We start from the raw sequence: 12,119 nt of genomic DNA, 5'->3' as shown, positions 1-12,119 counted from the left end.
CCGCCGGTGGATTCGGCCAACACCTGACGCCACTGGCCAGTCTGGGTACAATCCGCCCCCTCTTCCACTTCCCAAGGAACCACCATGTCCGGGCTTGAACTGTTTGCCGCTGCGCTCGGCGTCATCGCCGTCTGGCTGACAGTCAGGCAGAACCCCTGGTGCTGGCCCATCGGCCTGGTGATGGTGCTGCTCTACAGCTGGATCTTCTTCGAGGTCAAGCTCTATTCCGACATGCTGCTGCAGGTGGTCTACGCCGTATTGCAGCTCTATGGCTGGTGGCAATGGACCCGCGGCGGCGACCAGCACCAGGGACGCCCGGTCAGCCTGCTACAGTTCCCTGCCCTGCTCCAGGGCCTGGCCCTGGGCGCGATCGGCAGCCTGGTGCTAGGGGCGGCCATGGCCCATTGGACCGACGCCGCACAGCCCTGGCTGGACGCGGCCCTGACCGCCTTCAGCCTGGTGGCGCAATGGTGGATGGCACAGAAACGCGTGCAGTGCTGGCCGCTGTGGATCGCCGTGGACGTGATCTTCGTCGGCCTGTTCATCTACAAGCAGCTGTACCTCACAGCCGCGCTATATGCCCTGTTCACCTTGCTGGCCATCCAGGGCTGGCGGACCTGGCGCGCCGACCCGGCGCTACAGCCATGAAGGTACTGGTTCTGACCGGCCCGGAATCCAGCGGCAAGAGTTGGCTGGCGGCCGAGCTGCAAACCCATTTCGGCGGCCTGCTAGTCGGGGAATACGTGCGCCATTTCATGGAGCAGGAGCGCCGTGATACCTGCCTGGCGGACATTCCCCGGATCGCCCGCGGCCAACTGGCCTGGGAAGACCAGGCACGAGCACAACAACCCGAATTGCTGATCCTCGATACCCACCTGTTGAGCAACATCCTCTGGAGCCGAGCACTGTTCGACGATTGCCCGCCCTGGCTCGAAGAACAGCTGCTGGCCCGGCACTACGACCTGCATCTGCTCTTGTCGCCAGAACAGGTTCCATGGAGCGCCGACGGCCTGCGCTGCCAACCGGAACTAGAAGAGCGCCAGGCGTTCTTCCAGGCCACGCAGCACTGGCTGGAGCAACACCAGCAAACCTACAGGATCATCGGCGGCGATTGGTCGATGCGCCACCACCAGGCCTTCGAGCTGGTCCGGCAACAATTGCTGGCCTGAGCTGGCCGTGTCCATTTCTGAAACACTCGCGCATTGATTGAAGCGCCATTTTCCGGGGGCGCTACCGCTTGCAGGCAAAACTGTTAAGCCCGCGATACACCCTCTTGGCAACCCGCATTCCAGAGCATTGGCCCGGTTATGGCCAATGGCCCTGCCCCTGTCCTGTCTCAGACTTGAAACAGCTGCGCGCGCCAGCTGCGGGCCGAATCTTCAAATCATTGATTATGCGAAACAAATAAAAAGCGGCACGGCTCCTGCTCTCTCCCTCTCAACGCTGACTAGGGCCAGCACTGAGAAGAAGGAATGCCGCCGTGGGGACTCTGCATAAAAGTTTCACCCGCCTGTTGCTGATCGGTTGCGCCATCAGCGCGGTGCCCAACCTTCCCGCCATGGCGGCAGGCAATGGCGAAATCATCCTCGAGCGCCAGATGTACGCAACGCCGATCGGCCGCGCCCGCAACCTGGACAACAACCCCACCACCGTCAATGCCAACCCTTCTGGGGTCGTCACCGGCATGACCAATGGCGAAATCAGCGACAACGACTTTGCCGGTATCAGCAGCGGCGCACTGGTGCGCGGTGCGGTGATGCCCAATGGCAACGGGGTGTCCGGCATGAACATCGTCACCAACCCCAACGGCCTGCCTGGCATGAGCGCGGGCCATGGCGGTGGCTCCGGGGCTTCGATCTCCAATTCGATCAACCGATCCATGGGCGCTGCCATGGCGCCGTTGAACAACATCGGAGGCCGGTGAGATGAAGCTTTCACTGATACTGCTGGCCCTGCTGGGCTGCACCTCGGCCATGGCCGACAGCGGCAGCCAGGTCCAGGACACCGCCATCATCGGCAACTCCGGTGCAGCCTACAAAGGCAACCTGAACATCAACCAGGCCGCTGGCGACCAGCAACAACAGGCCAACGTGCGGGCCATCGCCATCGGTACCAATGCCAGTGCCAGCACCGGCGTGACCCAGAAGATCACGACACCCGCCGACCGCTCGGTCAACGCCAGCAGCACCATCGGCGGCAACTCCTTCAGCAACGGCAACGGCGCACTGGGCGTGAACCAGTCGTCCGGCGCCAACAACCAGATGGCCAATGCCCTGCGGATCAGCATCAGCGCCAATCCGCAGGGCATGGACGACAGCGCGCTCTCGCAGCAGAACGTCGCGCTGTTACCAAACTCAGGAGCACCTGATACCCATCAAGGCAGCCGCCAGGTCGTTACCAGCGACCAGGCCTTCACCGGCAGCCGGGGAGTCGTCCAGGTGAACCAGAGTGCCGGGGTGGGGAACCAGATGGCTAACACCCTGAGCATCCGGGTCGCAGACTGACCCTTCGTAGTGCGATTGGAAAGTACCAACACTTAACCAACTAATAAGCACCGGAGAAACACCATGAAACCAACAATGGCTCTCAAACCACTGGTTTTCGCACTGGCCGCCGTCATGGCAATGGCTGCCCAGGCAGGTGGGAACAACAACGGTCACCATGGTCATGGCAATGGCCACCACAACCAAGGTCCGGATCTCAACACTCTGCTGCAAATCACCGCCGGGGCCGGTGCCGCAGTCATCGATGTGCAAGACAGCAACACCAACGTGGTGAAAAACCAGGGCACCAACAACAACGCCAAGATCGAGGGTTCGCTCAACGGCTCCAACGGCAACATGGGCGCCAACGTCGCCGCCGGCGATGGCAACCAACAAGACAATGCCGCCGCTTTGGCCACCGCCGATGAGCGCTTCATCTTCGGTAGCGCTGTGGCCGTCTCCAGCGCCACCCAGCTGAACAACAACAACTATGTGAAGAACTCTTCCACCCAAAACAATGCCGTGCTCAACAACTCCGGCAACAACGGCTCGGGCAACCTGGGCATGAACGTCACCGCCGGCGACTTCAACCAACAGAAAAACAACCTGGCAATCGCCGTATCCGGCGGCCGTGTAGCCACCGCCGCCACTTCGGCCAACCAGTCCTCGACCAACCTGGTCGTGGAAAACAAAGGCGTCCAGGCCTACAAGAAAGACACTCTCAGTGGTGGCTTCGTAGCGTCCGGCAGCTACAAAGGCACCGGCACCGGCAAGATCGAAGGCGACGACGATCATGGCCATGGCAACAAAGGCCACGGCAACGACGATCAGAAATTCACCTTCAAGGAGCAAGGCTCCATCGAGCTGGCCGGCTACTGGACCCAACAAGTGCTGACCAAAGACGGCTGGAAAGCTCCTGTGGTCAACAACGCCAGCATGACCAACTCGATGAACGGCTTCTCCGGCAACGGCGGTGCCAACGTCTCGGCCGGCGTGGGCAACCAACAAAGCAACTCGCTGTCCATCGCCGCTGGCTGCAAAGCCTGCATGTAGTCGCGATCGTAACGAAAGCCCCGGAAACGGGGCTTTTCCACAGTCTCACCAGGCGAAACGATCATGCGTACTGCAATCCTCATTCTGGCGCTCAGCCTTTGTGGCCCGGTACATGCTGCACAGATGGCCTTTGCCGGGCTCCCCGATGGTGGCTTGCTCTTCAAGAAGGTACAGAGCGTACGCGAACGCAAGTTCGCCGACCTCGTCGAGCAGAAGACCGATTTCAGCTGCGGTGCCGCCTCCCTGGCCACCATCCTGCGCCAGGCCTACTGGCTGGATGTCGACGAAGAGCATGTGATCAAGGGCATGCTGACGACCTCGGACCAGCAACTGGTCCAGACCCAGGGTTTCTCGATGCTCGATATGAAGCGCTACGCCGAAAGCATCGGCATGCGCGCCCGCGGTTATCGGATCCCGGCCGACAAGCTCGACTCCGTGAGCATTCCGGTGATCGTGCTGATGGAGATCCGCGGCTACAAGCACTTCGTGGTGTTGCAGCGCACCCAGAAAGACTGGGTATACATCGGTGACCCGGTCCTGGGCCACAAGCGCTATACCCGCGACGATTTCGTCAAGGGCTGGAATGGCATCGTCTTCGCCATCATCGGCCCCGGCTATGACAAGACCAACGCTTTGCTCGACCCACCGACTCCACTGACCGCGAAAAACAAGCTCGATGCCTTCTACCCGGTCAAAGATGCGGAGCTGATGGATTTCGGTTTCATCCAGAGCGACTTCTTCTAGAAGCCCAGACAACTAGAAAGGGGCAGGATGCTCCGGGAGCAGCAGATGAAGACTTCATACTGGCTGGCCGCGGCCTGCCTGGCAGCAGCTCTTCCGGCCCATGCGGGTTTCAAGCCCATCGAAGTGCAGGACCAGGAACTCTCGCAACTGCGCGGCCGTTATGTCATGCCCGGGCGGATCATCAGTTTCGGCATCGTCATGAGCAGCACTTGGCGTAACGCCAGTGGCGACCTGATCGGCGCCAGCAGCACCTTGCAGATCCAGCAGTCCACCGTCCAGCCACAGTTTTATGTCACTACCATCAACCAGGCTGGCAATGGCAGCACGCCAGCCCAGGGCACCGGCAATGTGATCGGCGGTGCGGGCCTGGGCAGCGGCCAGGGCGTGACCCAGGTGGTCCGCGCTGCGGGCGACGGCAACAGCGCCTACAACAACGTCAGCATCAACGTCAGCGAGGCCAACCAGGCGCCGGTCCAGGTCAACAATCCAGGCCAGGCCCTGCTCAGTGGCCAGACCATCACCAGTAGCAACGCTGCCGGCAGCGTCTCGGTCTCGGCGCTCAGCGGCGGCGTCCAGATGGCCATCCAGGCCAGCGCCAACCAGGGCAATACCCTGCAGCAAGTGGCCCAGGGCAACGTCTTGCAGAACACTCGGTTGTTGGGCAACAGCAACTTGGTGAACAACCTCACGCAACTCAATGTTGTCCTACAAAACAACGGCCCGAGCACCGGCGCGCTGGACTGCAACCTGACTACGCTAAACGGACTACGCAACTTGAAATTCTGATCTACGCTGCTTTCGACCACTGGGGTTTACAAGGGACGGTTTATTTCATGTATCGATCGGTTTCACTGCGCGCGGCAGTTTGTTTGAGTACTCTCTTGCCGATGGCGCTGCAAGCAGCGCCTGAATCGGATGTAGAGACCCTGAAACGGGAACTCCTGGAGTTGAAGCAGCGCTATGAAGTGCAGCAGAAAGCCCTGGCAGTGCTCGAACAACGGGTCCGGCAGGTGGAGGACCAGCCCGCTGCGCCACCACCCAGACGCTTGGTGAAGTCCCCGGCCGATCTCAAGGGTAACCAGCAAGTTGCCGGTACCGGGGCCACTGCAGCCTCCGGCGGTGCCGGTGGGGGTGCCAGTTATGGACAGTCGCTCAAGGATGATTCGACTCCAGCCCAGAGTGTGACCAACCTCTACGACGAGGCCAGCGGCTTCTTCGGCGGCGGCAAGTTCAGCTTCGAGACCGGCTTGACCTACGCCCGCTACGACACCCGCCAGCTAACCCTCAACGGCTTCCTGGCCCTGGATTCGATCTTCCTGGGCAGCATCAACCTGGACCGGATCAAATCCGATACCTGGACCATGGACCTGACCGCCCGCTACAACCTGGATAATCGCTGGCAGTTCGATATCAACGCCCCGGTGATCTACCGCGAATCCACCTATTCGTCCGCTGGTGCCAACGGTGGCTCGGGACAAAGCATTTCGGAAGACACCGTCACCCGCAGCCCGACCCTGGGTGATGTCAACGTCGGGGTCGCCTATAAATTCCTCGACGAGTCCGAAAGCCTGCCCGATGCCGTGGTCAGCCTGCGGGTCAAGGCCCCTACCGGCAAGGACCCTTTCGGCATCAAGTTCGTTAAGAAAGAGGACAACAGCAACCTGGCCGTACCGGAAAGCCTGCCGACCGGCAACGGCGTCTGGGCCATCACCCCAGGGATTTCCCTGGTCAAGACCTTCGACCCCGCGGTGTTGTTCGGCAGCCTGTCCTACACCTACAACATGGAAGACTCGTTCAGCGACATCAGCCCCAACCCGGTCGAGAAGTCCCCCGGGAAGGTCAAGTTGGGCGACAGCTTCCAGGTCGGCGCCGGTGTAGCCTTCGCCCTGAACGAGAAGATGAGCATGGCCTTCTCGGTTTCCGACCAGGTCCAGCGCAAGAGCAAGATCAAGTACAAGAACCAGGACTGGCAATCGGTGCAGTCCAGCGACGCCAACGCCGCGTATTTCAACGTCGGCATGACCATCGCCGCCACCGAACACCTGACCATCGTGCCCAACCTGTCGCTGGGCATGACCCAGGACGCACCGGACTTCACTTTCAGCTTGAAATTCCCTTACTACTTCTAAGCCGCCGCAAAAACCAAGGCCCGCAGCGATTCTCCAATCGCTGCGGGCCTTGGCTTTTTCCGCCCTAGCGGATCTGGTGCTTGTGCAGCAAACGGTAGAAGGTCGGGCGCGAGATCCCCAGGACCCTGGCCGCGACACTGAGGTTATCACTGTGGCGGTTCAGCACATCGCACAGGGCCTGGCGTTCGGCACGGTGCTTGTAGTCTTCGAGAGTGCCCATGGGCGCATCCTGGTCCGGCAAGCCATGCAGCCCCAGGTCGCTGGCCTGGATCTGCCGCCCTTCGGCCAGTACCAGGCCACGCCGCACCCGGTTGGCCAACTCGCGGACATTGCCCGGCCAGTCATGCTTGCCCATGGCCACCAGGGCGTCCTCGCTGAAGCTGCGGGGCCGGCGACCGGTTTCCTGACTGTAGAAATGCGCAAAGTGGCTGGCCAGCATGCCCAGGTCGCCATGGCGCTCGCGCAAGGGTGCGGTGATCACCTGCAGTACATTGAGCCGGTAGTAAAGATCCTCACGAAACCGCCCGCTGGTAATGGCCTGCTCGAGGTCCACGTGGGTAGCGGCCAAAACCCGCACATCCACCGGAATCGGCTGGCTGCCACCGACCCGTTCGATGTGTTTTTCCTGCAAAAAACGCAGCAGGTTGGCTTGTAGTTCCAGGGGCAGGTCACCGATTTCGTCGAGGAACAACGTCCCGCCATTGGCCGCCTCGATGCGCCCGACCTTGCGCTGGTGGGCTCCGGTGAAGGCGCCCTTTTCATGACCGAACAGCTCGGACTGGATCAGGTGCTCGGGAATGGCCCCGCAATTGATGGCGACGAACGGCTTGTCATGGCGCTGGGACTGGCGATGCAGGGTGCGGGCCACCAACTCCTTGCCGGTACCGCTCTCCCCGCGGATCAATACCGGGGATTCAGTGGGCGCCAGCTTGCCGAGCAGTTTGCGCAGATCGCGAATCGTGCGGCTGTCACCCAGCAGCTCGTGTTCGGGCTGATCCACATGGACCGAGCCCTGGCCGCGCAAGCGGGCCATGCCGAACGCCCGCCCCAGGGTCACCTGGACCCGGGACACATCGAACGGCAGGGTGTGGAAATCGAAGAACCATTCGCAGACGAAGTCCCCGACCTTTTGCAGGCGCAGGACCTCCTGGCTCAGCACCGCAATCCACTCGGTACCGCTGCGACTGATCAGATCCTTGACCGCTTCCGGACGCTCCAGATGGAAAGACTGCAGGCGCAGCAGGCCGACATCGCAGGAGCGCTCGCGGGCGGACTCCAGGTCACAGCTATCGACATCCCAGCCGATGGTGCGCAACCCAGGCAACAAACGGTGGCAATCATCACAGGGGTCGACCACCAGCAAGCGACGCTGCACAGGAGCTTCGAGCATGACTGTTCCTTGCCGCCACAGTGAGGAAAAGTTATTAGAAACAGTGGATTGGCAAACCTGGCAGTAACATTAGCAAGAACTTGACGCACGGATGTATCGATTGCTTATAGCGCTGATTGCCAAAGGAACTAAAGTGCCACTTGAGATGGCCACTCGAGCGACCGATTGTCGCAGTTATTTTTTAACCCCCCCGCAACTAAGGGCTCTGCCCCGGGGCTTGCACACGAAAGATGTAAAAACTTGTTTTTCAGTGTGACCCGTCCCCTACCTCGGTGCATCAGTACAAATAACCAGCCGAACGGTAAGCCCAACCGACGGCACATCATTTGATTGGGCACATAGAGAGAAGACCCCATGAACGCCCCGCTCCGTATCAACGAAGCACTTTTGATCGCCGACCGCGCATTCAAGCCTTTCCAATGCGTGGCCTGGGCTCCACAGGACGGTAACGGCGAGTTGAGCCTGACCGTCATCGACCGTACCAGCACCCGTATCGGCCATGCGCAGATCCCCTGCAGCGCTTACTCCGATCCAGCCCAGCTGGAAACCCTGCTCAACCAGGCACGTGCCGAACTGAGCCAGGAAGGATATGCACTGCAATCCTGGGCCATGCCCAAGTAAGCGATGCTGTTAACGGATCACCCGAGCGGGTGATCCGCTGTTTTAAGCCTGCAACTAAGCAAGCTTTACGCTTGACCCTCCCGGCAACTGTCCCTGTTGCGGCATTAGTTGCCCTGGCTGTTCTAGCAAGTATCTCGTGCAAACCATTCCAGTGCTCCACGCACTGCTGTTTCCAGTCATTCCGATTATTTTTCCCTGGGCCTCGCTCATGGCCGTCCCATCAATGGATCGCTGATGCTGTGCTCGCCAGTTTCCAGGCGCCCGGCAACCCTGCGCAACCAGCCGCCGTCACTGTGCAAGGTCAGGTCATACCAGCCACCGCTGGACTCGCAGGGGAACACCTGGCGTACCTCGCCCCCCGCCGGGATCGACAACGTCCAGGGGCCCTGCTGGGTGTAAGGGCAACGATCGATGCTGACCGTCGCCGCCTGCCCACCCGGGTTGCTCAAGGTCAGTTGCAACTGGTGCTGGCTGGACGTCACCAATAGTTCCGGCTGACGTTGTTGCACCTGCCCGTGGAAACTACGGTGGAAACCATTAGGGCCCAGAACCCAGAGCTGGTAGCGCTCGACCACTGTCCAGCTGTCCTGCAACGCCTTGCCGGCCTCCAGCGTATAACGGCGGGGAATATCCCCCAGGTGCAGGCCGTCGTAGACATGCAGGACAGCCCCCTGGGTCCCGGTATTCTGCAGACTCAGGGATAAGGTCCGGGCCTTGTGGTCGACCTGGCTATCGACGTGCAAGCGATATGGCAAGGCCCGCGAGGGACGCGCCAGGCGCTTCTGCTGCGGCACCAACTGCTTGCTGGTCGAGGGTACCGGCACCGGCAACAGTTTTTCCTGGCGTTGGCGCAGGCTGTCGGCAGCCTGGCGAGTGGTGGTTTGCAGCGCAGGCAACGGCTCGTGGTTGGGATCGACGAAGTTGAACGCCGAGGTCAAGTCACCGCATACCGCGCGGCGCCAGGCACTGACATTCGGCTCACGGACGCCGAAGCGTTTTTCCAGAAATTGCAGCACCGAAGTGTGGTCGAACACCTGGGAGTTGACCCAGCCACCCCGGCTCCAGGGCGATAGCACCAGCATCGGTACCCGCGGCCCGGGTCCGTAGACCCCACCGTCCGGTCGCGGCTGCTGGGTCGAACCTGCCGGAGCCGGATGCTTGAACAGCTCGCTGTCGAACGCCAGGGTCGACTTGCCGGCGAAACTGCCGTCCTTGCGCTGGGAAGGTGCCGAGGGCGAAGGCACATGATCGAAGAACCCATCGTTTTCGTCATAGGTCACCAGCAGCACGGTCTTGCTCCAGACCTCGGGGTTGCTGGTCAAGGCCTGCAGGATCTCCTGGGTGAACCAGCCGCCCTGGACCGGACTCGACGGCCCCGGGTGCTCGGAATAGGCCGCCGGGGCCACTATCCAGCTGACCTGGGGCAACTTGCCGGCCTGCACGTCGGCGCGAAAGCCGCCGATGATGGCCTCCAGGTTGCTGCCACTGCTGGCCGGCAAGGTATTGCCATTGCCCTTGTACAGCGGTGCCGCAGCATTGAGCGCGTCGGTATAGGGTACGAAGGCGTTGAAACCGCTGGGGGGTTGGGCCGGGTTGCCCACCTGCACGCTGGCGGCCCGGTACTGGCGAAAGCCTGCCAGCGGGTTGTCGCCGAAGTTGTCCGGCAGATGCTGGTAGACCTTCCAACTGACGCCCTGCTCTTCCAGGCGTTCGGGATAGGTCTTCCAGGTGTAACCGACATTCACCGGCCCCGGCCCATCCCATTCATTGACCACGGCGGCCACTTGCCCGCCAGTCGGCCCGTTGGTGCCGGTCCAGAGGAACAGCCGGTTGGGGTTGGTGCCGGCATGCACCGCGCAGTGGTAGGCATCGCACAAGGTGAAGGTACTGGCCAGGGCGAACTGGAATGGCAACTCCTGCTCGCTGTAGTAGCCCATGGAGGTGTTGGTCTTGTAGGTCGGCCAGGCGTTCATGCGGCCATCGCTCCAGGCCGAGTGGGCATCGCTCCAGGTATGGGGCGTGCCGCTGACCCGCTGGGCGTTGCCTCGGGAACTGTCCAGGTGATAGGGCATGACCACCCGGCCCTTGCCCTGCTGTTCCCAGACTTCACGCTGGCCGGACAACGGGATGGTGAAGCGGTCGCTGAAACCGCGTACGCCAGGGAAAGTACCGAAGTAATGGTCGAAGGAACGGTTTTCCTGCATCAGGATGACTACATGCTCGACATCCTTGATCGTCCCTGTGCGGTTGTTCGCCGGTATTGCCAGGGCCTGGCGAATGGAGAGCGGCAAAGATGAAAAGAACGAGCCGATGGCGGCGGCTTGCAAGAGCTTCCTGCGTGAAATATTGGGCATGGGTCAATGAGTCCTTGTGATTGCAACGCGATATATAACGCTGCCTGCAAGGTATTCATTTCTAATAACAATGCAGTGACACTGATATTGCAATGAGTGCAATTTTCAATCATTGGCCGACTTATTCGGCCAGCACTAAAGTCCCACTAGCTTATATATGAACGGCCTTGGAAGAATCTTTGATGAATAAAACTCCCGAGCTTGCAAAGTGCCAGTAACGGCACTCCTTGATCAAGCTTGAAGTTCATGAAAACCGGGAGCAATCCATGCTTGCTCCCGGGGTCTTTCATATATTCAATCTGCGTAGGTTACTGCAGCTCGTCAGCCACCTCGTTGCGCTGGACCCGCAATGGATTGAAGGCCAGGCGAATGAACTGCGGATCCCGCGCGAGCTTGTAGTCCTCGCCGACGAAGTACTCCTTGGCCGCCGGATCGTTCTTGGCCAGGTACAGGATCCAGGCGGTGGTGATACCGGCGAATTCGTTTTCCTTGAGACTTCGCACCGGGCTGAAGTGCGTGGCGTTATGGGCAGTGGCGCTCCAGCCCGGCACCGCCTTGATCAAACCGCCCTGCCACAGCCGCGGCCAGGCCCAGGCCGGTACCACCACATCCGCGGCGCCGGTGAGCACCAGCGTTGGCGTACGGACCGTAGAGCCCAGGCCGATGGGCCCGGGTTCGATCGGCAGCGAGCCTATGTACTGGAGTTGCGGGTCAATGGCCTTCAAGGTGTCGGGCATGAGGCTCGAGGAGAGAATCGACGCCCCGCCACCTGCCGAATGCCCGGCCACTATGGTCCGCGCCAGGTCGACCTTGCCAAATAGCGGGGAGGTCGGATCCTGGTTGAGCTTGCTCAACTCCACCGCCCCCAGGACATGCATGCTCGGCGCGGTATTGATGAAGTCCGAAGACACCACCACGATGAAACCGTAGCTGGCCCACAGCCTCAACAGTTCGGTGTATTGCCCCTGGTTGGAAAGAATGCCACCGACGAAGTTGACTACCGGCAACTTGTCCAGGCTCTTTATATTGGCCGGGTAATAGACGCTGGTGGAAATGGGATTGGAGAACCCGTAGGGAAATGACTGGTTGCATTGAAGGCTGTTGTCCAGCAGCAGGATCTTCGCCAGCACTCCCAGCAAACCACGGCAGTCACTCAGGACCGCATTGGTCGCTACATTGTAGGGGCCGGGTGACTTGGCGAACTGTTCATTGGCCAACCCCAGCGCCGGAACCAGTTGCGAAGCGCCTGCCAGGCTGACAGAAGCCAGCAATGCACCGCCCACGCAGAGCTTCATTGCAAGTTTGCGTATTGCCTTCATGATAACTCCCTTTATTTGCCTGCTTT

At 60.8% G+C, this 12,119-nt stretch carries 12 protein-coding genes; 9 read left to right on the top strand and 3 right to left on the bottom strand.

Annotated features, from left to right (window positions below; all coding sequences use genetic code 11):
* The first annotated feature begins 84 nt into the window (after positions 1–84).
* The 8 genes from pnuC to CAG11_RS19775 all read left to right on the top strand — a co-directional run bounded on the left by pnuC (position 85) and on the right by CAG11_RS19775 (position 6,409).
* Positions 85–648 carry a nicotinamide riboside transporter PnuC gene (pnuC, locus tag CAG11_RS19810; RefSeq protein WP_085597554.1) on the top strand — a complete coding sequence of 188 codons (564 nt, stop codon included), beginning with the start codon at positions 85–87 and terminating at the stop codon, positions 646–648.
* A complete protein-coding gene (locus CAG11_RS19805) occupies positions 645–1,169 on the top strand; it encodes an AAA family ATPase (protein WP_085597553.1) in 525 nt (174 codons plus the stop codon). Before pnuC ends, CAG11_RS19805 begins: the two co-directional genes overlap by 4 nt.
* A gap of 311 nt (positions 1,170–1,480) precedes the next feature.
* Complete coding sequence (locus CAG11_RS19800) at positions 1,481–1,924, top strand: hypothetical protein (protein ID WP_022638883.1); 444 nt, start codon at positions 1,481–1,483, stop codon at positions 1,922–1,924.
* A gap of 1 nt (position 1,925) precedes the next feature.
* A complete protein-coding gene (locus tag CAG11_RS19795; protein WP_085597552.1) occupies positions 1,926–2,504 on the top strand; it encodes an adhesin in 579 nt (192 codons plus the stop codon).
* A 63-nt stretch (positions 2,505–2,567) separates the two neighbouring features.
* On the top strand, positions 2,568–3,536 hold the full coding sequence (locus CAG11_RS19790; protein ID WP_085597551.1) for a heme utilization protein: 969 nt from the start codon (positions 2,568–2,570) through the stop codon (positions 3,534–3,536).
* A 63-nt stretch (positions 3,537–3,599) separates the two neighbouring features.
* On the top strand, positions 3,600–4,280 hold the full coding sequence (locus tag CAG11_RS19785; protein ID WP_031319909.1) for a C39 family peptidase: 681 nt from the start codon (positions 3,600–3,602) through the stop codon (positions 4,278–4,280).
* Between the two features lie 45 nt (positions 4,281–4,325).
* Positions 4,326–5,066, top strand: coding sequence for a hypothetical protein (locus CAG11_RS19780; protein ID WP_085597666.1), 741 nt, complete (start codon positions 4,326–4,328; stop codon positions 5,064–5,066).
* 47 nt (positions 5,067–5,113) lie between these two features.
* The gene (locus CAG11_RS19775; protein WP_085597550.1) at positions 5,114–6,409 is read left to right on the top strand and encodes a hypothetical protein; all 1,296 of its coding nucleotides are present in this window, start codon (positions 5,114–5,116) and stop codon (positions 6,407–6,409) included.
* A 64-nt stretch (positions 6,410–6,473) separates the two neighbouring features.
* Here the strand turns inward: CAG11_RS19775 and CAG11_RS19770 are convergent, their stop codons facing one another.
* On the bottom strand, positions 6,474–7,799 hold the full coding sequence (locus CAG11_RS19770; protein WP_085597549.1) for a sigma-54 dependent transcriptional regulator: 1,326 nt from the start codon (positions 7,797–7,799) through the stop codon (positions 6,474–6,476).
* A gap of 354 nt (positions 7,800–8,153) precedes the next feature.
* Between CAG11_RS19770 and CAG11_RS19765 the strand changes: the two genes are divergently transcribed.
* Positions 8,154–8,420 carry a hypothetical protein gene (locus CAG11_RS19765; RefSeq protein WP_022638890.1) on the top strand — a complete coding sequence of 89 codons (267 nt, stop codon included), beginning with the start codon at positions 8,154–8,156 and terminating at the stop codon, positions 8,418–8,420.
* 206 nt (positions 8,421–8,626) lie between these two features.
* Here the strand turns inward: CAG11_RS19765 and CAG11_RS19760 are convergent, their stop codons facing one another.
* Together CAG11_RS19760 and CAG11_RS19755 are read right to left on the bottom strand one after the other, a co-directional pair.
* Positions 8,627–10,774, bottom strand: coding sequence for a phosphocholine-specific phospholipase C (locus CAG11_RS19760; RefSeq protein WP_085597548.1), 2,148 nt, complete (start codon positions 10,772–10,774; stop codon positions 8,627–8,629).
* 308 nt (positions 10,775–11,082) lie between these two features.
* The gene (locus tag CAG11_RS19755; protein ID WP_085597547.1) at positions 11,083–12,093 is read right to left on the bottom strand and encodes an adenylate cyclase; all 1,011 of its coding nucleotides are present in this window, start codon (positions 12,091–12,093) and stop codon (positions 11,083–11,085) included.
* Positions 12,094–12,119 lie beyond the last annotated feature (26 nt).

This window comes from Pseudomonas sp. B6(2017), assembly GCF_002112765.1.
Taxonomy (GTDB): Bacteria; Pseudomonadota; Gammaproteobacteria; order Pseudomonadales; family Pseudomonadaceae; genus Aquipseudomonas; species Aquipseudomonas piscis.
This window is presented reverse-complemented; position numbering and strand designations above follow the sequence as displayed.

Bases quoted from the DNA above. Each gene is read 5' to 3' on its own strand.
- pnuC (WP_085597554.1), top strand. From the start codon at position 85: ATGTCCGGGCTTGAACTGTTTGCCGCTGCGCTCGGCGTCATCGCCGTC.
- CAG11_RS19805 (WP_085597553.1), top strand. From the start codon at position 645: ATGAAGGTACTGGTTCTGACCGGCCCGGAATCCAGCGGCAAGAGTTGG.
- CAG11_RS19795 (WP_085597552.1), top strand. From the start codon at position 1,926: ATGAAGCTTTCACTGATACTGCTGGCCCTGCTGGGCTGCACCTCGGCC.
- CAG11_RS19790 (WP_085597551.1), top strand. From the start codon at position 2,568: ATGAAACCAACAATGGCTCTCAAACCACTGGTTTTCGCACTGGCCGCC.
- CAG11_RS19785 (WP_031319909.1), top strand. From the start codon at position 3,600: ATGCGTACTGCAATCCTCATTCTGGCGCTCAGCCTTTGTGGCCCGGTA.
- CAG11_RS19780 (WP_085597666.1), top strand. From the start codon at position 4,326: ATGAAGACTTCATACTGGCTGGCCGCGGCCTGCCTGGCAGCAGCTCTT.
- CAG11_RS19775 (WP_085597550.1), top strand. From the start codon at position 5,114: ATGTATCGATCGGTTTCACTGCGCGCGGCAGTTTGTTTGAGTACTCTC.
- CAG11_RS19770 (WP_085597549.1), bottom strand. From the start codon at position 7,799: ATGCTCGAAGCTCCTGTGCAGCGTCGCTTGCTGGTGGTCGACCCCTGT.
- CAG11_RS19765 (WP_022638890.1), top strand. From the start codon at position 8,154: ATGAACGCCCCGCTCCGTATCAACGAAGCACTTTTGATCGCCGACCGC.
- CAG11_RS19760 (WP_085597548.1), bottom strand. From the start codon at position 10,774: ATGCCCAATATTTCACGCAGGAAGCTCTTGCAAGCCGCCGCCATCGGC.
- CAG11_RS19755 (WP_085597547.1), bottom strand. From the start codon at position 12,093: ATGAAGGCAATACGCAAACTTGCAATGAAGCTCTGCGTGGGCGGTGCA.